Raw genomic sequence first — 20,687 nt, 5'->3', positions numbered from 1 at the left:
CGTACCGTGTACGTACCAGGAGGGAGTCCAGGTGGCGCGGAGCGTTCCCGAGAGCCACGGCCCCGTCCGGTACGGGCCGCCGCTGCCCGGGGACGGGCTGCCCGTGCTGCCCGAGCTGTCCGCCGAGCTCGCCGCTGCCGCCGCCCGCCCGGAGAGCGAACCCGTCGGAGGCGGCGGGGCCCTGCTCGACGCCGCCTGCGGCCACTGGGACCGGCGTGGTCTGCCCGCCGTGCCCGACCGGGTGGTCGCCGCCCCCGGCGCCCCCGCCCTGCTGCTCGCGCTGACCGCCGCGCTCGGCGGTGACGTCCTGGTGCCCCGGCCCTGCGCGGCCTGGTGGGGGCCGTACGCCCGGCTGCTGGGACGACCCGTCTTCCATGTCGCCACCCCGGCCGAGTGCGGCGGGGTGCCCGACCCGTACGCCCTGCTGGAGACCGTGCGCCGGGTCCGCGCCGAGGGCGGCGACCCCCGCCTGCTGGTGCTGTCCGTCGCCGACGACCCCACCGCCACCGTGGCGCCGCCCGAGCTGCTGCACGAGACCGTCGAGGCCGCCGCGGGCGAGGGACTGCACCTGGTCAGCGACGAGACCTGGCGCGACACCCGGCACCTCCCGTACGACACCGTGCTGCTCAGCCCCGCCGAGATGCTGCCGGAACGGGTCACCGTCGTCACCGACCTGGCCGGAGCCCTGCTGCCGCCCGGCTGGCCGGCCGCGATCGCCCGGTTCCCCTCGGACGAGGTCGGCGCGGACCTGCACGCGCGCGTGCTCGACGTGCTCACCGCGATGGGCGCCCGCGTCGCCGGTCCGGTCGCCGCCGCGGCCGGATACGCGCTGACCGAACCCGAACCGGTCCTCGCCCGCCGGGCGGCCGCCGTGGCCCTGCACACGCACCTGGCCGCCGACCTGCACGCGGCCGTCGTCGGGGCGGGAGCCCTCGCCCTTCCCCCGCAGGCCGGCCGCCACCTCTACGTCGACCTCGGCCCGCTGCGCCCCACACTGAGCGTGCACGGAGTAGGGGACGCCCAGGACCTGGAGGACTTCCTGACCGCCCGCCTCGGCCTGCCCGCGCCGGGCGGCCACCGTTTCGGCGACGACCTCGGGGCGCCGCGCGTACGGCTGTCCACCGGGGACCTGCTCGGCGCCACGGACGAGGAACGCGCGGCCTGCCTCGGATCCCCCGCGCCCTGGGAACTGCCGCATGTGCGACGGGCGTTGAGCCGTGTGACATCGGTCTTCGACGATCTCCGCGACGACGCCCGGCGAGGGGAGCCCGCTCGATGACGCAGCAGTCCGAGACCACCCGGGAAAAAGAAGGGGCAGCCGAGCGGGAAAGGTCAGCTGAGCGGGAAAAGGGAGCCGAGCGGGAAGGGGGAGCCGAGCAGGAAAGGGTGGCCGAGCCGGAAGGGGCAGCCGAGTTGGAAGGGGCAGCCCGTCACCCCGCCTCCACGGCACCGTTTCCGCCGCTCGCCGAACCCCGCCCGCTGGGCGAGCGCCGGGTGTGGCCGCGTACCTTCCACGACCGGCTGACCGCCCCGCTGCCCGGCCTGAAGGCCATGGCCCGGTTCGCCCGCGAGGGCGCCGTCCGACCCGGCCGGGAGGGCCTCGCCGACCTCCCGCTGCTGCCCTTCGAACCCGGCCCGCTGCCGAGCGTCGACGCCCGCACGGTCGCCGTCTCCTGGGCCGGACACGCCAGTTGGGTGGTCCGGATCGGCGGGCTCACCGTCCTCACCGACCCGGTCTGGTCCCGCCGCATCATCGGCACGCCCGCCCGGATCACCCCGGTCGGCATCGACTGGGACGCCCTGCCGCGCGTGGACGCGGTCGTCATCAGCCACAACCACTACGACCATCTGGACGCCCCCACCCTGCGCCGGCTCCCGCGCGACACACCGGTGTTCGCGCCGGCCGGCCTCGCCCGCTGGTTCCACCGCCGCCGCTTCACCCGCGTCACCGAACTGGACTGGTGGGAGGCGGCCGAACTGGACGGCGTGCGCTTCGACTTCGTCCCGGCCCACCACTGGTCCAAGCGCAGCCTCACCGACACCTGCCGCAGTCTGTGGGGCGGCTGGGTCCTCACGGCCCCGGACGGCCGGCGCGTGTACTTCGCGGGCGACACCGGCTACGGCCACTGGTTCGCCCGCATCGGCCAGCGCCACCCCGGGATCGACCTCGCCCTGATGCCGGTCGGCGCCTACGACCCGCGCTGGTGGCTCAGCGACGTCCACTGCGACCCGGAGGAAGCGGTGCGGGCCGTGCAGGACCTGGGAGCGCGCAGGATGGCCCCCATGCACTGGGGCACGTTCGTCCTGTCCGCGGAGCCGGTCCTGGAGCCGCTCACCAGGGTGCGGGCGGCGTGGCAGGCGGCGGGGCTGCCCAGGGAGGACCTGTGGGACCTGCCCGTCGGTGCGTCGCGGGTACTGGAGGACCGGTGACCGGCGGTGACTGACCTCACCCGGCAGCCCGGAGGCGCCGCCAGACGCTGGGCGCCGCACTGACGGCCAGCGTCAGCCCCACCGCCGCGACGACCCCCTCCCAGGGCTCCGGGAACAGCGACCCGCCCAGGATCCCGATCAGCTGATACGTCACCGCCCACGCCAGGCACGCCGGGAAGTTCCCCCGGGCGAACCTCCGCATCGGCCACTTCGCGACCAGACAGGCGAGCATCACCGGAAGCCGCCCCGCCGGAACCAGCCGGGACAGCACCAGCACCGCCACCCCGTGCTCGGCCAGCTTGGTCTGCGCCTGCTCCAGGCGCTCCTCCGGCGCCCGCGACCGTATCGCCTCCAGCCACCGCGACCCGTTCTTCGACTTCATCCCCCGCCGCCCGAGCCAGTACAGCGTGGCATCCCCCAGGAACGCGGCCAGGGACGCCGTGACGAACACCATCGCCAGCGCGAAGGGCGCCGTCTGATGGAACGCCACCACCGCGGCCGTACTCACCAGCACCCCCGTCGGCACGACCGGCACCAGCGCGCCCAGCAGCACCAGGACGAACAGCGTCGGGTAGCCGATCGCCTGGTGCGTGGACTCGGCCGACACCGTCGCCGACGCGGCGGTGAGCCAGGTCACGCGCTCACCCCCAGCCGTATGCTCTCGCCGTGCCCGAGCCGGTGCACGGTGACATCGGGCGCGCGCTGCGCGGCGAGCCGGACGAACTCGTGGCCGGGCGAGTGGAACTCGTGGGGGCGCACGGCGTCCATCCCGATCGGCCAGTACGTGCCGTAGTGCACCGGCACGGCACTGCGGGGCGCCAGCCGCGCCAGTGCCTCCGCCGCGCGCCCCGCGTCCAGATGACCCTCGCCGAGATACGGCCCCCAGCCGCCCACCGGCAGCAGCGCCGCGTCCACCGGCCCGACCTCCTCGGCCATCTCGTCGAACAGGCCGGTGTCCCCGGCGAAGTAGGTGCGCGCCTCGCCCTCGACGACGAAACCGAGAGCGGGGGAGTGATGGCGCCCGACCGGCAGCCGGCGGCCGTCGTGCCGGGCCGGCACGACACGCACCCGCACCGCGCCCACCTGTGCCACATCCCCGGGCACCACCTCGGTGACCCGCAGGTGCGTGAGCCGGCGCAGTCCCGGCACGGCCCGTGGTGCGCCCCGGGGCACGAGCAGGCGGGTGCCCTCCGCGAGCCGCGCCAGGGAGGGAACGTGCAGGTGGTCGGCGTGCAGATGGGAGACGAGCGCGACGTCCGCGCGCCAGGCACCGGGCGCCGGGAGCGCGCCTCGGCGCCGGCGCAGATGCGCGAGCCGGCGGGCGAACAAAGGGTCGGTGAGGACGCGTACGTCCGAGTCGGCGACCGTGCAGGTGGCGTGACCCCACCAGGTGATCTCCACGGACACCTCTTTGCCTCCTTCGCGCGACTCCCCCGAAGCCTACGGGCAGGAGTAGTGTCGGCGCCTGAAACCCGGAGGTGAGGGGGACCCCATGGGACCGGTGCGGGTCACGGCGATCGCGAGTCTGACGCCGCTGGAGGAACTGGACGCCGACCCCTTTCTGGTGGACTCCCGCAGCCAGCACGCCATCTGCGCGCGATGGGCGGCGGAGCGGGGCTACACGGTCAGCCGGGAGCTGCTGGTCCGCAAGCTGCGGCCGGACCACCTGGTGCTGTGGGACGGGGTGCGGCCCGGCGTCGACCTGTTCGTGGTGCCCAGCCGCCGGGTGCTGGAGAGCGCGCTGTCCTCCGCCGAGGAGTTCACCGCGGAGTGCGCGCGGCGCGGGGTGCGGGTGGAGACCGTGGGCTGCGAGGAGCCGCGGTACGACTCCCGGATGAAGGCCCAGGTGCACCGGCGGCTGTCGCTGCCGACCGCGGGGTACGACGGCCGCTAGCAACGGCGCCCTGCCTCCGCGCGTCCATATGACAAGGTGGAGGGCAGGCCCGCCGGTGTCGGGCCGGGACGTGAGGTGTGCGGGGAGTGCAGGGGCGGCGTTGGCGGCGGGTCGCCAGTCAGATCGGGCGCAGCGTCGCGGTGTGGGCGGTGTCGACGCTCACCCTGCTGGTGCTCGCCGGGATCCTGCCGGACTTCCAGCTCCAGTCCCCCCACGGCGACAGCTCGACCCGGATCGCCGTCACCGCCGCGTTCGGCGCCGGCGCCTTCGGTGTGCTGTCCGCCCTGGTCTGGCCGCTCCTGGTCCGGTTGCTGCTGCTGGTGCCCGCCCTCGTCCTCGGCCTGCTGGTCTTCTTCCTCAACGGCGCCCTCCTGCTGGTCGCCCTGCGGCTGAACCCCGCCGAGCGCGGCGGCGTCGCCTGGGAGACCGCCGTGGTGGTCGCCGCCGTGATGTCCGCGGTCGCCTCCGCCACCGGCGCCGCCCTCGCCGTACGGGACGACGACGCCTACCGCCGCCGGCTGTACCGCCTGGCCGACCGCCGGCGCGGCACCGGGCCGCCCTGTCCGTCGACTCCGGGCACCGTCTTCCTGCAGCTCGACGGGGTCGGTCACGACGTGCTGCGGGACGCCGTCCGCAAGGGGCTGATGCCGACCCTGGCCCGCTGGACCGGCGGGGACCGCCCCACCCACCGGCTCACCCCCTGGCGCACCGACTGGTCCAGCCAGACCGGCGCCAGCCAGCTCGGCATCATGCACGGCAGCAACCACGACGTCCCGGCCTTCCGCTGGTACGAGAAGGACAGCGGGGAGGTGATGGTCTGCAACCGCCCGACCAGCGCCGCCGAACTCCAGCGCCGGGCCGTGCGGCACAGCGGCGACGGCGGACTGCTCACCGTCGACGGCGCCAGCCGCGGCAACCTGTTCAGCGGCGGCGCCGAGGAACAGGCCCTGGTGCTGTCCATCGCGACCATGCGCCGCAGCCGCGAAACCCGCTCCCGCGCCGGCTACTTCGCCTACTTCTCCGACCCGGCCAACGCGGTGCGCACCGCGCTGTCGTTCGTCGCCGAGGTCGGCCGGGAGATCGGCGAGTCCACCCGGGCCCGGCTGCGCAAGACCCGCCCGCGGGTCTCCCGAGGCGGCCTCTACCCCTTCGTACGGGCCTTCGCGACCGTCGTCGAACGGGACGTCGTCGTCTCCGCGGTGATGGGCGACATGCTCGCCGGGCGCACCGCCGTCTACGCCGACCTCGTCGCCTACGACGAGGTGGCCCACCACTCGGGACCGGCGAGCCGGGACGCCGAGAAGGTCCTCGAACGCCTGGACCGGGCGCTGGAGCTCATCGAGAACGTTGCCGAGCACGCCCCCCGGCCGTACCGGATCGTGGTGCTGTCGGACCACGGGCAGAGCCCCGGCGAGACCTTCCGCGCCCGCTACGGCCTCACCCTCGGCGACCTGGTGCGGGCCGGCTGCGGGCTGCCCGTGCCGCGCCGGGCCCGCCGCACCCACAGCGATGCCGAGGCCCGCACCGCCGTGCGCGCGGCGCTGCGCATCCCCGTCGAGGAGCGCGGCGAGAAGGACCGTCCGGCCCGCCGCTCGGAGCCGATCGTGCTGGCCTCCGGCAACCTCGGCCTGATCTCCTTCCCGGACGTCCCCCACCGGATGACCAAGGAGGAGATCGACGCCCGCCACCCCGCGCTGCTGACCACGCTCGCCAACCACCCCGGCATCGGCTTCCTGCTGGTGCGCAGCGAGCGGCACGGCGGGGTCGTGCTCGGCCCGTTCGGCACCGAGATCCCGCTGGACCGCCTCGACCAGGACCCCGGCCCGCTCGCCCCCTTCGGGCCCGGCGCCGCGGACGCCGTGCGGCGCACCCACTCCTTCCCGCACACCGCCGACATCATGGTCAACTCCATGTACGACCCCGCCGACGGCGAAGTCCTCGCCTTCGAGGAGCAGATCGGCTCGCACGGCGGGCTCGGCGGCGCCCAGGGCCGGGCCTTCCTGCTCTCGCCGCTCGTGCTGTCCGCGCCGGCCGAGGACGGGGCGGAACTTGTCGGCGCCGAGCACATCCACCGTGTGCTGCGCCGCTGGCTGGACGAGGCGGGCGGGCCCCAAGTGCCGGTGGAGCGGCCCGCGGAGGAGCGGGCGGCCTGAAAACCGGGTGCGTCAAAAGGGTCGTACGCCCACACTGTTCGCAGCCGACATCGCTCGAACACCCCTGAGGAGTCCTGCTTTGCAGGCTGCCGTCACCGTCACCCCCGCCCGCCTTCCGGAACTCCTCCTCGGCCTCGCCACCGTGCGGCCCGTGTTCGTCTGGGGCGCCCCCGGCATCGGAAAGTCCTCCCTGGTGCGGGACTTCGCCGCCTCGCTGGGACTGGAGTGCGTCAGCCTGCTCGGCACCCAGCTCGCGCCCGAGGACCTGATCGGCGTGCCGCAGATCAAGGACGGGCGGTCGGTGTTCTGCCCGCCGGAGACGATCGCCCGCGACGAGCCGTACTGCCTGTTCCTGGACGAGCTGAACGCGGCCGGCCCGGATGTGCAGAAGGCGTTCTACTCGCTGATCCTGGACCGCCGGATCGGCAGCTACGAGCTGCCCGAGGGGTCGATCGTCATCGGGGCCGGCAACCGCGCCACCGACAACGCGCTCGCCCGCCCGATCGCCTCCGCGCTGATCAACCGTCTCACTTATGTCCATCTGGCGGCCTCCCCGAAGGACTGGCTGGTCTGGGCGGGGGAGAACGGCGTGCACCCCTGGGTGGTGGACCACCTCACCGACCGGCCCGACCAGCTGTGGTCCAAGCCGCCCAAGACCGAGGAGCCGTTCTCCACGCCCCGGTCCTGGCACATGCTCTCCGACGCGCTGCACTCCTTCGGACGGGACCTGGACGAGGAGACCCTGAAGGTCCTCGCGCACGGCACGCTGACGCCCGCCCACGCGACCGCGTTCTGCGGCTACGTCAAGATCGTCCGCAGCCGGTTCGGCATCGAGGCGATCATCAAGGGCGAGGCCCGCTGGCCGAACCGCCCGGAGGACCGCGACCTGCTCTACTACCTCGCCGACTCCTTCCGCGGCCGGCTGGTCAAGGAACTGCCCGCCGGCAAGGAGCACATGTCGGCGAGCGGCCGCCAGACCGCCTACCGCGCCAAGTCGCTGCTGGTGCAGCTCGCGGAGATCTCCGTCGAGGTCGCCCAGACCGTCATCGCCTCCGACGCGGACGGCAATCCCGTGCTGCCCTCGTGGTTCCTCGTCGAGGCGGCCCGGGACATGCCGCGGCTGGTGGAGGCCCGCCGGTGAGCCGTCAGCGGCCGAAGAGGCGGGACCTGGCCGCGGAGGCGCTCGCCGAGGGGATGCGGCTGGTGAAGGCCAACCCGGCGCTGGCGGCCGTGGAGTTCGACCTGTGCCGCCAGGAGGACTGCGCGCTGGCCCCGCGCGAGGGGCTGGTGCGCGTCACCTCCTCCGCCACCCTGCACGTCCACCCCGACCTCCCCCACGCTCGAACAGACTCGCGCGGGGGGACCCCCATGGCCACGCCGGCCGCGTGGGCCTGGGCCCTCGCCCACGCGATCCTGCACCTCGGCTTCGGCCATGTCCCGGCGGCCCCAGGCGTCCGCGAGCAGCCCGACGCCTGCGACCTCGCCGCCCGCTGTGTCGTCGTCAACCGCTTCCTGCTCGGCTTCACCATCGGCGAGACCCCCGAGGAACTGCCCGCCGCCTACCCCGACGGCGACGAGGAGCAGCTCGCCGCGCGCTGGCGCCGCACCGGCCTCCCGGCCGCGTACGAGCGCTGCGGCACCGCGGGCGGCGAGCCGGACCTGCGGCTGGTGGAGTGGCAGGGCTGGTACGGGCAGCCGCCCGACCACCAGCTGGCCTTCGCCACCGCGCTGGCCCGGACGGTGTCCGCGGCGATGGACATGGCGGGCGGCCGCCGCGAGAGCCTGGACGGCGAACCGGCCCGGCAGCGCCCCTGGCAGCGCGCCCTGAGCTGGTTCATCGCCTCCTACCCGCTGCTCGCCGGGATCGCCTCCGGCATCAGGCTGGTCGCCGACGCCGAACTCGCCCGCGCCCACGGCATCTCCGTCGCCGCGGTGAACGCCGAGGCGGGCGAGATCTACGTCAACCCGCTCCGCTCCCTCGACGACGAGGAGTGGCGGTTCGTGCTCGCCCACGAGATGCTGCACGCCGCCCTGCGCCACGGCGACCGCTGCGGCGCCCGCGACCCCTACCTCTTCAACGTCGCCTGCGACTACGTCGTCAACGGCTGGCTCAAGGAGATGGACGTCGGCACCATGCCCGAGGGCCTGCTGTACGACGCCGGGCTCACGGGGCTGTCCGCCGAGGAGGTCTACGACCGCATCGCCGGCGATCTGCGCCGGATGCGGCGCCTGGCCACCCTGCGCGGCAAGGGCGTAGGCGACATCCTCGGCGCGCCGCTGTGCCCGCCGGGCGACTTCGCCGACCTCGACGAGTTCTACCGGCGCGGCCTGTACCAGGGCCTGGATCTGCACCAGCGACAGGAACGCGGCTTCCTGCCCGGCGGCCTGGTCGAGGAGATCCGCGCCCTGAGTCATCCGCCGCTGCCCTGGGACGCGCGACTGGCCCGCTGGTTCGACGAGTTCGTGCCCCGCCCCGAGCCGGTACGGACGTACGCCCGCCCGGCGCGCCGGCAGGCCGCCACGCCCGGCATCCCCCGCGCAGGACGCCGGTTCCCGCCCGAGGAGGTCGCCCGCTGCACCTTCGGCGTGGTCCTGGACACCTCCGGCTCCATGAACCGCATCCTGCTCGGCAAGGCGCTCGGTGCCATCGCCTCCTACGCCGAGGCCCGGGACGTCCCGGCCGCGCGGGTGGTGTTCTGCGACACGGCTCCGCACGACGCGGGCTATCTGCCGGTCACGGAGATCGCCGGGCGGGTGCGGGTGCACGGCCGGGGCGGCACGGTCCTGCAGCCGGGCATCGATCTGCTGCACCGCGCCGACGACTTCCCGCCCGGCGCCCCGGTCCTGGTGATCACGGACGGCTGGTGCGACGTGCTCAGGGTGCGGCGCGAGCACGCCTATCTGATTCCGCAGGGCGCCCGGCTGCCGTTCTCCGCAGGCGGGCCGGTCTTCCGGGTGAGCTGAGCCGGAATGTGATCGGATAGTGCTCACGGACCCGAACACGGGACCTCACTGAAGGGAATCATCGTGGCAACCACGCGCTCCGCACACACCGTGTGGGAAGGCAACCTGTTCCAGGGCAACGGCGTCGTGACCTTCGACTCCTCCGGCAGCATCGCCGCGCAGCCGGTGTCGTGGCCGTCGCGCGCCGAGGAGGCGAACGGCAAGACCAGCCCCGAGGAACTGATCGCGGCGGCGCACTCCAGCTGCTACTGCATGGCCTTCTCCAACGGCCTGGACAAGGCGGGCACTCCGCCCACCAAGCTCGTCACCTCCGCGGACGTGACCTTCCAGCCCGGCCAGGGCATCACCGGCATCCACCTCACCGTCGAGGGCACGGTGCCCGGCATCAGCGAGGAGGACTTCCTGGCCGCCGCCGAGGACGCCAAGGCCAACTGCCCGGTCAGCCAGGCCCTCAAGGCCGTCCCGATCACGCTGTCCGCGAAGCTCGCCTGAGCGTCGGGGAGCATGGTTCGCGCAGGCCGCCCGCCGGGGTGGCCTGCGCGACGTCGGTTCGGGGTATGACTTGGACGCCGATGAGTCGGAAGGACCGCGATGGTGACGGGAACCGCAGGCGGCGGGACGGTGCTCGACTCCGCCACCCGGGAACTGACCCGCGTTCTGCTGCTGTTCAGCCTCGGCTGCCGGGTCCGCCCGCCCGACCCCGCCCCGGACACCCTTGTCGACCGCTTCCCCTTCGGCCGGTTCCGGCCGCACCTGGAGTCCGGCGAGGCGGTGCTGCCGGTACCGGTGCTGGCCGAGACGACGGCCCCGGGCGAGCTGAGGCTGCCCGGCGGCGACCACGGCCTGACCCTGGCTCGCGTCGACCTGCTCGTCGTCGCCACCCCGCGCGGGGACGCCACGCTGCTGCTGGACTGCGAGTTCGCCGGAGACACCGAGGCGCTCGCCGTCGCCTCCTGGCTCGCCACCACCTGCTTCGAGCGCGACCGCCTGCGGCTCGGCGGCCGACCGCTGCTGGAGGTGCTGAGGGAACGCCTGGCCCTGCGGGAGCCGGTCACCTTCGGCCTCAACGTCCACCAACTCGTCTACCCGGGCGGCCGGTTACGCGAGGACGTGCTCTCCCACGCCGACGACACCCACCGGGCGGCGCTGCTGAACAGGATCATCTACCGCGGCATGATGCCCGTCGAGGCCGCCGACCGGCTCGCGGTCAGTGTGCCGCCCAACCTCACCCACCACGGCGTCACGCTCACCGCCCACGGCCGCGGGGTCTCCGTCCAGGCGGGCTGGGCGGTCCATGTGGAGAACGGCCTCGCCGTCGTCGCGCTCGGCATGATCTCCGCGCTGGCCGTGCTCCAGCGCACCCGGCTCGCGGCCTTCGCGATGATGAAACAGAACGAACAGGCCCTGACCGACTCGGCGTCCGAGGTCCGCACCCTGATCTCCCGCCTCTCCGACGGCGTGAACGAGCTCCAGCTGGACCTCGCCTTCGGTGTCGAGGCGTACGTCGACAGCCTGCTGATCCCGGAGATGCTCACGGAGGGTTTCCAGTCGTCGCTGCGCGACACCCTCGGCATCCGCGACAGTCTCGACAACTCCGCCCGCATGGTCGAGCGGCTCACCTCCGTCATCAGCGCCCGCTCGGCCGCCCTGGACGCCGCCCTCGCGGAACGGGACGAGCGGCAGAACCGGGTCGTCTCCGCGCTGGTCGCGGCGGCCACCCTGATCGCTCTGCCACCGACCCTGCTGCTGGCCTTCTTCGGCGTGAACGCCACCGACGTCGACGAGGACCGCTCCATCCTCGACCTCGGCCGGTACGGCACCGCGTACGCGCTGGCCTGGCTGCCCTTCGTCGCGCTGGCGGTGATCGGCTACCTGCTGCTGCGCAGGGTCGGCAGACGGCCCGGCACGCTGCTGCCCGCCTCCGACCCGCCGACCGCTCCGGTGCCCGCACCACGTACCTCTCCCGGGAGTTGACCGATCATGCCGCGACGACCCGCCGTCTCCGCCCACCGCGGCGGCTCCGAACGCGCCGGTGCCGCCACCTGGGAGGCGTACGAGGACGCGCTGCTCAGCGGCGCGGAGTACGTCGAGTTCGACATCCGGCGGACCGCGGACGGCGTCCTCGTCGTCTACCACGACGCCCGCGCCTGCCACACCGGGCCGCTCCTGTCGACGATCACCCACGCGGAGCTCAGCGAGCGGGCCGGGTACGCGGTGCCGGTCGTCGACGAGGTGATGGAACTGATCGCCGGGAAACTCGTCGGCCACCTGGACCTCAAGGAGGTCGGCTACGAACGCGAGGTGATCGACCGGGCCGTCGCCCTGCTCGGTGAGGACGGCTTCGTCGCCACCACCCTGGAGGACCGTTCCGTCGCCGCGATCTCCCGGGCCTTCCCCCGGGCGCGCACCGCCCTCTCGCTGGGCCGCGACCGGGACGAGGTCGGCTGGGCCCGGCTCCCCGGGACCCGGCTCAGCGAACTGCTGCCGATGCGGCGGGTGCGGGCCTGCGGGGCCGGCGGGGTCGCGGTGCACCAGCAGCTGGCCCGTGCCCGGGTGCTCAGGGAGGCGACCCGCAACGGCCTGTTCACCATGGTGTGGACGGTCAACGACGACACCCTGATGCGGACCTTCCTCGGCCACCCGCGGGTGGACGTCCTGATCACCGACCGGCCGCGGCGGGCCGTGGCCCTGCGCGGCGAGCCCCGGGAACCGGAGCGGGTGACCGGCTGAGCCCGCGCCCGGGGTACCCGCACCATTGACAAGAGCGCACTCAAGTTTTGTGCTGGAGTTCGGGGAAGTGCCCTGGCACGGAAGGGGACAGCGATGGGACGTGCGGTCGGTATCGATCTCGGGACCACGAACTCGGTGGTGGCCGTGCTGGAGGGCGGCGAAGCCACGGTCGTCGCCAATGCGGAGGGGGCCAGGACCACCCCCTCGGTCGTGGCCTTCGCCAAGAACGGCGAGGTGCTCGTCGGTGAGGTGGCCAAACGGCAGGCGGTGACCAACGTCGAGCGCACCGCCCGCTCGGTCAAGCGCTACATGGGGGACGGCGGCTGGCGCTTCCCGCAGGAGGGCTCGGTCGACGGCACCCGCTACCGCGCGCAGGAGCTGTCGGCCCGGGTGCTGCAGAAGCTGAAGCGGGACGCCGAGTCCTATCTCGGCGAGGACGTCACCGACGCCGTGATCACGGTCCCCGCCTACTTCGACGACGCCCAGCGGCAGGCGACCAAGGAGGCCGGTGAGATCGCGGGCCTGAAGGTGCTGCGGATCATCAACGAGCCGACCGCGGCCGCCCTCGCCTACGGCCTGGACCGCGGCGAGGAGCAGACCGTCCTCGTCTTCGACCTCGGTGGCGGCACCTTCGACGTCTCCCTGCTGGAGATCGGCGACGGCGTCATCGAGGTCAAGGCCACCAACGGCGACACCCACCTGGGCGGCGACGACTGGGACCAGCGGGTCGTCGAGCACCTGGTGAAGAAGTTCAAGGGGCAGTACGGCGTCGACCTGGGCAACGACAAGATGGCCCTGCAACGGCTGCGCGAGGGCGCCGAGAAGGCCAAGATCGAGCTGTCCAGCTCCTCGGAGACCACGATCAACCTGCCCTACATCACGGCCTCCGCCGAAGGGCCGCTGCACCTCGACGAGAAGCTGACCCGCGCCCAGTTCCAGGAGCTCACCGCCGATCTCCTGGACCGCTGCAGGACGCCCTTCCACCAGGCGGTCAAGGACGCCGGGATCAAGCTCGCCGCGGTCGACCACGTGATCCTCGTCGGCGGCTCGACCCGGATGCCGGCCGTGACGGAGCTGGTGAAGGAGCTGACCGGCAAGGACCCGCACAAGGGCGTCAACCCCGACGAGGTCGTGGCGGTCGGCGCGGCCCTCCAGGCGGGGGTGATCCGCGGCGATGTCAAGGACGTGCTGCTGCTCGACGTGACCCCGCTGTCCCTGGGCATCGAGACCAAGGGCGGCATCATGACGAAGCTGATCGAGCGCAACACCACGATCCCGACTCGGCGTTCGGAGATCTTCACCACCGCCGCCGACAACCAGCCCTCCGTCGGCATCCAGGTCTACCAGGGCGAACGCGAGATCGCGGCCTACAACAAGAAGCTCGGCGTCTTCGACCTGACGGGTCTGCCGCCCGCGCCCCGGGGGGTTCCGCAGATCGAGGTCGCCTTCGACATCGACGCCAACGGCATCATGCACGTCTTTGCCAAGGACCTGGCCACCGGCCGCGAGCAGAAGATGACGGTCACCGGCGGCTCGGCCCTGCCCAAGGAGGACATCGACCGCATGATGCGGGACGCCGAGCAGTACGCGGAGGAGGACCGCAAGCGCCGCGAAACCGCCGAGACCCGCAACCAGGCCGAGCAACTCGTCTACCAGACGGAGAAGTTCGTCCGCGAGAACGAGGACAAGGTGCCCGCCGACACCCGCTCCGAGGTGCAGTCCGCGCTCACCGAGCTGAAGGCGCTCCTGGAACGCGAGGCGGACACCGCCGAGTTGCGCACCGGCGTCGAGAAACTCGCCACCGTCAGCCAGAAGATGGGGCAGGCGATGTACGCGCAGGCCGACTCGGAGCCCACGGACCGGCCCACCGCACCCCAGGAGGACGAGGGCGTGGTGGACGCGGAGATCGTCGACGACGAGAAGGACCAGAAGGACCAGAAAGGAGGGGCCGCCTAGCGGTCAGCGGCGGGTCGTCTCCCAGCCCCGCCGCTCCGGTCGCGGGCCGAGCTGCTTCGGGTCCCGGCTGCGGTACACCACGTACGGCCGGAACAGATACTGCACCGGCGCGCTGAACATGTGCACCAGCCGGGTGTACGGCACCAGCGCGATCAGGACCATGCCGATCACCGCGTGGACCTGGTACAGCACCGGCACGCCCGCCATCGCACCGGTGTCCGGGCCGAGCGTGAACAGGCTGCGGGCCCACGGGGCGAGGGAGTGCCGGTAGTCGTACCCGTCGCCGGAGGAGTGGGCCAGCTTGGCGGCCATGCCCAGCACGATCGCCGCGACCAGCACCAGGTACATCAGCTTGTCGTTGGCGGTCGTGGCGCGGAACACCGGGGCCCGGGTGCGACGGCGGTAGACCAGCAGCGCGATCCCGGCGACGGTGACGACACCGGCCGCGGTGCCGCCGTAGAGGGAGAACAGGTGGTAGGCGTGCTCGCTCACGCCCAGGGCGGCGGTCCACGACTCCGGGACGAACAGGCCGACGAGGTGGCCGACCAGGACGAAGAGGATGCCGTAGTGGAAGGCGGGCGAGGCGATGGTCAGCAGCTTCGACTCGTACACCTGGGAGGAGCGGGTGGTCCAGCCGAACCTGTCGTAGCGGTGGCGCCAGAGCAGTCCGGCGACGAGCAGGACGAGGACGAGGTACGGCAGGACGCCCCACAGGAACAGTGTCATCGGCGCGTCCCGGTGGGCGTGGTCGGCAGCGTGGCGCACACGGCGTCCAGGACGGCGGCGTACGGCGTGCCGAAGTCGGTGAGCCGGGAGCGGAGCTGCTCCAGGGCGTCGCGGTGTTCGAGGAGCAGGTCGAGGTTGCCGGTGCGGGCCGCGAACTCCAGTACCGCGGGCAGGAAGTCGGGCAGTTCCTCGCCGCTGAACTCCAGGCCGTGCTCGCGGTAGAGGTCCTTGAAGCGCACCAGCGACATCCCGCGCCGCCGGGTGTCCCCGTCCCGCCACCAGCTCAGGTACAGGCTGTGCCGGTTCTTGAAGTCGAAGACCTGCACATAGTGCGCGGCCAGCTCCTGGGCGTCGGTCACCGCCGCGTGGTCGGTGAACTCCCGCAGCTGGGGCGCGGCTTCGCGCAGCAGCGGAAGCCGGGCGCGGAAGTCGTCGTCGGGATAGGTCAGGCAGAGCGCCGCCGCCTGGTAGAGCACCGCGTCCGAGGGCATCAGGTCTCCTCCGCGTCGTCCGAGGTCTGGCGTCTGCGCAGCAGGTGGAAGTTCTCCACGCTCACCAGGGGAAGCAGCCGGCGGCCCGAGTCCTGGCCGAACGGCCCGTCCCCGCCCATGCCGGGCCCGCCGTCGTGGTCGAGGGAGCAGTCCTGCGGCAGCGCGGACTCCTCCAGGCGCCGCGCGTCACCGACGGCGGCGGTCGGAATCACGTACCGGTCCTCGTACTTGGCGATGGCCAGCAGGCGGTACATCTGCTCGATCTCCTCCGGTCGCATCCCGACGGCGGCCGGCACCGCCGGGTCCGGGTCCTCGCCGAGGTTCAGCGCCCGCATGTGGGAGCGCATCGCGGCGAGCTTCTCCAGCGAGGCCCGCACCGGTGCGGTGTCCCCGGCGGTGAAGAGCTCCGCGAGGTACTCCAGCGGGATGCGGAGGGTGTCGATGGCGCCGAACAGGTTGTCCGCGTCCTCGCCGTCGTGGCCCGTCTCCGTCAGCGCGTCCACCACCGGTGACAGCGGCGGGATGTACCAGACCATCGGCATCGTGCGGTACTCCGGGTGCAGCGGGAGGGCGACCCGGTAGGTGCTGATCAGCGCGTGCACGGGGGAGCGGCGGGCAGCCTCCAGCCAGTCGTACGGGATCCCCGCCTCCTCGGCCGCCCGCCGCACCTCCTCGTCCTCCGGGTCGAGGAAGACGCCCAACTGGGCTTCGTACAACGCCCTCTCGTCCCGCACGGACGCGGCGGCCGTCACCTTGTCGGCGTCGTAGAGCACGACCCCGAGATAGCGCAGCCGTCCCACGCAGGTCTCCGAGCAGACCGTCGGCAGTCCGGCCTCCAGGCGCGGGTAGCACAGGGTGCACTTCTCGGCCTTGCCGGTGCGGTGGTTGAAGTAGACCTTCTTGTACGGGCATCCCGTCACGCACATCCGCCAGCCCCGGCAGCCGTCCTGGTCGACCAGGACGATGCCGTCCTCCGCCCGCTTGTACATCGCGCCGGACGGACAGGCGGCCACGCACGCCGGGTTCAGGCAGTGCTCGCAGATGCGCGGCAGATAGAACATGAAGGTCTGCTCGAACTCGAAGCGCACCTTGTCGGCGACCTGCTGCCGGGTGCGTTCCACCATCGGGTCCAGGTCGCCGTAGGCGGGGGCGCCCGCGAGGTTGTCGTCCCAGTTCGAGGACCACTCGATCTTCATCGGCTTGCCGTCGAGCCGGGAGACCGGGCGGGCCACGGGGTAGTCGTCGCCGAGCGGGGCGTCGGTGAGGTTCTGGTAGTCGTACGTCCAGGGCTCGTAGTAGTCCTTGATCTCCGGGAGCTTGGGGTTGGAGAAGATCCCGGCCAGCGTGCGCAGCCGCCCGCCCGACTTCAGTTTCAGCGCGCCCCGCCGGTTCAGCTCCCAGCCGCCGCGCCAGCGCTCCTGGTCCTCGTAGCGGCGTGGATAGCCCTGTCCCGGGCGGGTCTCGACGTTGTTGAACCAGACGTACTCCATGCCCTGCCGGTTGGTCCACGTCTGTTTGCAGGTGACCGAGCAGGTGTGGCAGCCGATGCACTTGTCGAGGTTCATCACCATGGCGATCTGGGCCATCGGGCGCATCAGTACTCGACCTCCTGCCCGCGGCGGCGGATCACCGTCACCTCGTCGCGCTGGTTGCCCGTCGGGCCCAGGTAGTTGAACGCCCACGACAACTGGGCGTAGCCGCCGATCAGATGGGACGGCTTGAGGATCAGCCGGGTGAGCGAGTTGTGGATGCCGCCGCGCCGGCCGGTCGTCTCCGCGGTGGGGACGGCGATCGTGCGCTCCTGGGCGTGGTGCATGTACACCGTGCCGGCCGGCATCCGGTGCGAGACGACCGCCCGCGCGACGACGACGCCGTTGCGGTTGACCGCCTCGATCCAGTCGTTGTCGGCGACCCCGATCGCCTCCGCGTCCTGCGGGGACATCCAGATGGTCTGGCCGCCGCGGGAGAGCGCCAGCATGAACAGGTTGTCCTGGTACTCGGAGTGGATGGACCACTTGTTGTGCGGGGTGAGGTAACGGACCGTCACCTCGCGGGTGCCGTCCGGACCCGGACGCGGTTCCCCGAACAGCCGGTGCATGTCCAGCGGCGGCCGGTACACGGGCAGCGCCTCGCCCAGCTCATGGATCCAGTCGTGGTCCAGGAAGAAGTGCTGCCGCCCGGTGAGGGTGTGCCAGGGCTTGAGGTGCTCGGTGTTGAGCGTGAACGCCGTGTAGCGGCGCCCGCCCGATTCGCTGCCCGACCACTCCGGCGAGGTGATGACCGGCACGGGCGCGGCCTGGGTGTCGGCGTACGTGACGCGCTTGCCCTCGTGCTCGGCGGCGAGGTGGGCCATCGGCTGCCCGGTGCGGGCCTCCAGGGTGCGGAAGCCCTGGGTGGCGAGGCGGCCGTTGGTGGTGCCGGAGAGGGCGAGGATGGTGTTGGCGGCCTTGACCGCGGTGTCGAGGGAGGGGCGGCCCTCGAAGCCGGTGCCGTTGAGCCGCCGCAGGTGCTCGACCTCCTCGTCCGGCCGCAGGGCGATTCCCTTGGCGGGCAGCCCCAGTTGCTCGACCAGCGGGCCGAGCGCCGCGAACTTCGCGCCGATCTTGGTGTAGTCGCGCTCCACGACGGCCAGGTGCGGCATCGTCCGGCCGGGCACGGGGTCGCACTCGCCGCGCTTCCAGTCCCGTACCACCCCGCCCGGCTGGGCGATCTCGCCCGGGGTGTCGTGCTGCAGCGGGGAGGCGACGAGATCCCTGCGCACGCCGAGGTGGCCGGCGGCCAGCTCGCTCAGTTTCTCCGCCAGCGCCTTGAAGGTGTCGAAGTCGGTGCGCGCCTGCCAGGGCGGGTCGACCGCCGGGGTGAACGCGTGCACGTAGGGGTGCATGTCCGTGCTGGACAGGTCGTGCTTCTCGTACCAGGTCGCGGCCGGGAGGACGACGTCGGACAGGAGCGTGGAGGAGGTCTGCCGGAAGTCCAGCGACACCAGCAGGTCGAGCTTGCCCTCGGGCGCCTCGTCCCGCCAGGTCACCTCGCGCGGCCGTTCCTCGGGCCGGGCCTCCTCGGCGCGCAGGGAGGAGTGCGTGCCCAGCAGGTGCTTGGTGAAGTACTCGGCGCCCTTGGCCGACGAGCCCAGCAGGTTGGCCCGCCACAGCGTCAGTACGCGCGGCCAGTTCTCCGGCGCGTCCGGGTCCTCGCAGGCGAACGTCAGGGTGCCCGCCCGCAGTTCGGCGACGGTTCTGGCCACCGGATCGCCGAACGCCTCGCCCAGCTCCAGCGGATTGCGGTCGAAGGTCGGGTACGACGGCATCCAGCCCGCCCGCGCGGACAGCGCGAGACAGTCCGCGCCCGTCATCCCCGCCAGCAGGCCCGCACCCAGCGGCGAGGTGAGCGCGTCGGCGGTGAACCGGTCGTAGCGCCACTGGTCGGTGTGGAGGAACCAGTACGCCGTGCCGATCATCTGCCGCGGCGGGCGGGACCAGTCGGAACCGGCCGCGAGGGTGGCCCAGCCGGTCGCCGGGCGGCACTTCTCCTGGCCGACGTAGTGCGCCCAGCCGCCGCCGTTGCGGCCCTGGCAGCCGGTGAGCTGGAGCAGCGCCAGAAAGGCGCGGTAGATCGTCTCGGAGTGGAACCAGTGGTTCGTCCCGGCGCCCATGAGGATCATGCAGCGGCCCTTGGAGCGCTCGGCGGTGCGCGCGAACTCCCGGGCGATCCTGACGCACTTCGCCGCCGGGACGGAGGTGTGGGCTTCCTGCCAGGCGGGGGTGCCGGGCGCGTCCGCGTCGTCGTAGGAGGCGGGCCAGCTGCCCGGCAGACCGGGGCGGGAGACCCCGTACTGGGCGAGCAGGAGGTCGTGGACCGTGGTGACCAGCGGGCCGTCGGCACCACCGAGACGGATCGCCGGGACGCCCCGGCGCAGGACGTCCCCGGAGCCCTGCGCGGTGTCGAAGCGGGGGAGCAGCACCTCGACCCCGGCCGCGCCGGAGTGGCCGTACAGGCTCAACCGCGGGACGGTGTCGCCGAGTTCCAGATTCCAGTCGCCCTTGCCGGAGTCGGTCCAGCGGAAGCCCAGGGAGCCCTTCGGGACGACGGCGCGGCCGGTGACCTCGTCGAGGACGACCGTCTTCCACTCGGCTCCCTCACCGTCCTGGCCGACATCGCGGGCGCGCAGGAACTTGCCGGGGACGTGGGCGCCGTCCCGTTCGGTGAGCGTGACCAGGAAGGGCAGGTCGGTGAACTGCCGTACGTAGTCCGCGAAGAACGGGGTCTCGCGGTCGACGAAGAACTCCTTGAGGACGACGTGGCCCATCGCGAGGGCCAGTGCGCCGTCCGTTCCGGGGTGCGGGTGCAGCCACTCGTCGGCGAACTTGGCGTTGTCGGCGTAGTCGGGGGCGACCACCACGACCTTCTGGCCGCGATAGCGGGCCTCCGCCATCCAGTGCGCGTCCGGGGTCCGGGTGACCGGGACGTTCGAGCCCCACATCATCAGATAGGCCGCGTCCCACCAGTCGCCGGACTCCGGTACGTCGGTCTGATCGCCGAAGACCTGCGGGGAGGCCACCGGAAGGTCGGCGTACCAGTCGTAGAACGACAGCATCGGGGCGCCGATCAGGGAGTGGTAGCGGGCGCCCGCCGCGTGCGACACCATCGACATCGCGGGAATGGGGGAGAAGCCGGCGATGCGGTCGGGGCCGTGGGTCTTGATGGTGTGGACCTGGGCGGCGGCGACGATCTCCACCGCCTCGTCCCAACTCGCCCGCACCAGACCGCCCTTGCCGCGGGCCCGCTGGTAGCGGCGGCGGCGCTCGGGGTCGCCCTGGAGGTCGGCCCAGGCGAGCACGGGGTCGTGCAGGCGCTGCTTCGCCTCCCGGTACAGCTCCAGCAGCACGCCTCTGACGTACGGGTGGCGGACCCGGGTGGGGGAGTAGGTGTACCAGGAGAAGGCGGCGCCGCGGGGACAGCCGCGGGGCTCGTACTCGGGGCGGTCGGGGCCGACGCTCGGATAGTCCGTCTCCTGGGTCTCCCAGGTGATGATGCCGTCCTTGACGTACACCTTCCAGCGGCAGGAGCCGGTGCAGTTCACGCCGTGCGTGGAGTTCACGACCTTGTCGTGGCTCCAGCGGTCCCGGTAGAAGACGTCCGCCTCCCGGCCGCCCGTGATCCGGACGCTGTGCAGGTCCGGCGCGGCCGTGCCGGACCGGAAGAACCGGCCGGCCCGCAGCAGGGCCGCACCGGGCTCGGTGGGCGGTACCCGGGTGTCGGTCACCTGCGCTCCCTTGCTTGCCCGTGACTTTCGAACCTAGGCCGGAGCGGGGAAGCGCACCCGCTGACGGCACCCGTACGGGT

At 72.7% G+C, this 20,687-nt stretch carries 16 protein-coding genes; 10 read left to right on the top strand and 6 right to left on the bottom strand.

Annotation, left to right across the window (positions count from 1 at the left end; genetic code table 11):
- Positions 1–31: 31 nt before the first annotated feature.
- Both ACWD11_RS28645 and ACWD11_RS28640 read left to right on the top strand, forming a co-directional pair.
- A complete protein-coding gene (locus ACWD11_RS28645; protein ID WP_451286423.1) occupies positions 32–1,279 on the top strand; it encodes an aminotransferase class I/II-fold pyridoxal phosphate-dependent enzyme in 1,248 nt (415 codons plus the stop codon).
- On the top strand, positions 1,162–2,430 hold the full coding sequence (locus ACWD11_RS28640; RefSeq protein WP_451286507.1) for an MBL fold metallo-hydrolase: 1,269 nt from the start codon (positions 1,162–1,164) through the stop codon (positions 2,428–2,430). Before ACWD11_RS28645 ends, ACWD11_RS28640 begins: the two co-directional genes overlap by 118 nt.
- A gap of 16 nt (positions 2,431–2,446) precedes the next feature.
- Here the strand turns inward: ACWD11_RS28640 and ACWD11_RS28635 are convergent, their stop codons facing one another.
- Entirely contained in the window at positions 2,447–3,067 is a 621-nt protein-coding gene (locus tag ACWD11_RS28635; protein WP_389420781.1) for a DedA family protein, read from the bottom strand.
- On the bottom strand, positions 3,064–3,837 hold the full coding sequence (locus ACWD11_RS28630) for an MBL fold metallo-hydrolase (protein WP_451286421.1): 774 nt from the start codon (positions 3,835–3,837) through the stop codon (positions 3,064–3,066). The genes ACWD11_RS28635 and ACWD11_RS28630 overlap by 4 nt, the downstream gene beginning before the upstream one ends.
- Before the next feature lie 85 nt (positions 3,838–3,922).
- On the opposite strand from ACWD11_RS28630, the gene ACWD11_RS28625 reads away from it, so the two are divergent.
- From ACWD11_RS28625 to dnaK, 8 genes are all read left to right on the top strand, one after another.
- Entirely contained in the window at positions 3,923–4,324 is a 402-nt protein-coding gene (locus ACWD11_RS28625; RefSeq protein WP_389420783.1) for a hypothetical protein, read from the top strand.
- Between the two features lie 86 nt (positions 4,325–4,410).
- A complete protein-coding gene (locus tag ACWD11_RS28620) occupies positions 4,411–6,477 on the top strand; it encodes an alkaline phosphatase family protein (protein ID WP_451286419.1) in 2,067 nt (688 codons plus the stop codon).
- A 79-nt stretch (positions 6,478–6,556) separates the two neighbouring features.
- Complete coding sequence (locus ACWD11_RS28615) at positions 6,557–7,618, top strand: ATP-binding protein (protein ID WP_451286417.1); 1,062 nt, start codon at positions 6,557–6,559, stop codon at positions 7,616–7,618.
- 53 nt (positions 7,619–7,671) lie between these two features.
- A complete protein-coding gene (locus tag ACWD11_RS28610; protein WP_451286505.1) occupies positions 7,672–9,441 on the top strand; it encodes a vWA domain-containing protein in 1,770 nt (589 codons plus the stop codon).
- Positions 9,442–9,504: 63 nt separating this feature from the next.
- Complete coding sequence (locus tag ACWD11_RS28605; protein ID WP_351981101.1) at positions 9,505–9,933, top strand: OsmC family protein; 429 nt, start codon at positions 9,505–9,507, stop codon at positions 9,931–9,933.
- A 99-nt stretch (positions 9,934–10,032) separates the two neighbouring features.
- The gene (locus tag ACWD11_RS28600; RefSeq protein ID WP_451286415.1) at positions 10,033–11,415 is read left to right on the top strand and encodes a CorA family divalent cation transporter; all 1,383 of its coding nucleotides are present in this window, start codon (positions 10,033–10,035) and stop codon (positions 11,413–11,415) included.
- 6 nt (positions 11,416–11,421) lie between these two features.
- Positions 11,422–12,171, top strand: a complete 750-nt coding sequence (locus ACWD11_RS28595) for a glycerophosphodiester phosphodiesterase family protein (protein WP_389420787.1) — start codon at positions 11,422–11,424, stop codon at positions 12,169–12,171.
- A gap of 93 nt (positions 12,172–12,264) precedes the next feature.
- Entirely contained in the window at positions 12,265–14,127 is a 1,863-nt protein-coding gene (gene dnaK, locus ACWD11_RS28590) for a molecular chaperone DnaK (protein WP_389420788.1), read from the top strand.
- A gap of 3 nt (positions 14,128–14,130) precedes the next feature.
- Here the strand turns inward: dnaK and narI are convergent, their stop codons facing one another.
- The 4 genes from narI to ACWD11_RS28570 are packed head-to-tail and all read right to left on the bottom strand — an operon-like array spanning position 14,131 to position 20,607.
- Positions 14,131–14,853 carry a respiratory nitrate reductase subunit gamma gene (gene narI, locus ACWD11_RS28585; protein WP_451286412.1) on the bottom strand — a complete coding sequence of 241 codons (723 nt, stop codon included), beginning with the start codon at positions 14,851–14,853 and terminating at the stop codon, positions 14,131–14,133.
- Positions 14,850–15,344, bottom strand: coding sequence for a nitrate reductase molybdenum cofactor assembly chaperone (narJ, locus tag ACWD11_RS28580; protein WP_389420790.1), 495 nt, complete (start codon positions 15,342–15,344; stop codon positions 14,850–14,852). Before narJ ends, narI begins: the two co-directional genes overlap by 4 nt.
- Positions 15,344–16,939 (bottom strand): nitrate reductase subunit beta, encoded by a 1,596-nt coding sequence (gene narH / locus ACWD11_RS28575; protein ID WP_451286410.1) that lies wholly within the window; start codon positions 16,937–16,939, stop codon positions 15,344–15,346. Before narH ends, narJ begins: the two co-directional genes overlap by 1 nt.
- Entirely contained in the window at positions 16,939–20,607 is a 3,669-nt protein-coding gene (locus ACWD11_RS28570; RefSeq protein ID WP_451286408.1) for a nitrate reductase subunit alpha, read from the bottom strand. Before ACWD11_RS28570 ends, narH begins: the two co-directional genes overlap by 1 nt.
- Positions 20,608–20,687 lie beyond the last annotated feature (80 nt).

It is taken from the genome of Streptomyces sp. NPDC002776 (genome assembly GCF_053592195.1).
The sequence above is the reverse complement of the archived record's forward strand: the minus strand, read 5'-3'. Positions and strand labels throughout refer to the sequence as shown.

Bases quoted from the DNA above. Each gene is read 5' to 3' on its own strand.
- narJ (WP_389420790.1), bottom strand. From the start codon at position 15,344: ATGCCCTCGGACGCGGTGCTCTACCAGGCGGCGGCGCTCTGCCTGACC.
- ACWD11_RS28595 (WP_389420787.1), top strand. From the start codon at position 11,422: ATGCCGCGACGACCCGCCGTCTCCGCCCACCGCGGCGGCTCCGAACGC.
- ACWD11_RS28625 (WP_389420783.1), top strand. From the start codon at position 3,923: ATGGGACCGGTGCGGGTCACGGCGATCGCGAGTCTGACGCCGCTGGAG.
- ACWD11_RS28610 (WP_451286505.1), top strand. From the start codon at position 7,672: ATGCGGCTGGTGAAGGCCAACCCGGCGCTGGCGGCCGTGGAGTTCGAC.
- dnaK (WP_389420788.1), top strand. From the start codon at position 12,265: ATGGGACGTGCGGTCGGTATCGATCTCGGGACCACGAACTCGGTGGTG.
- ACWD11_RS28600 (WP_451286415.1), top strand. From the start codon at position 10,033: ATGGTGACGGGAACCGCAGGCGGCGGGACGGTGCTCGACTCCGCCACC.
- narH (WP_451286410.1), bottom strand. From the start codon at position 16,939: ATGCGCCCGATGGCCCAGATCGCCATGGTGATGAACCTCGACAAGTGC.
- narI (WP_451286412.1), bottom strand. From the start codon at position 14,853: ATGACACTGTTCCTGTGGGGCGTCCTGCCGTACCTCGTCCTCGTCCTG.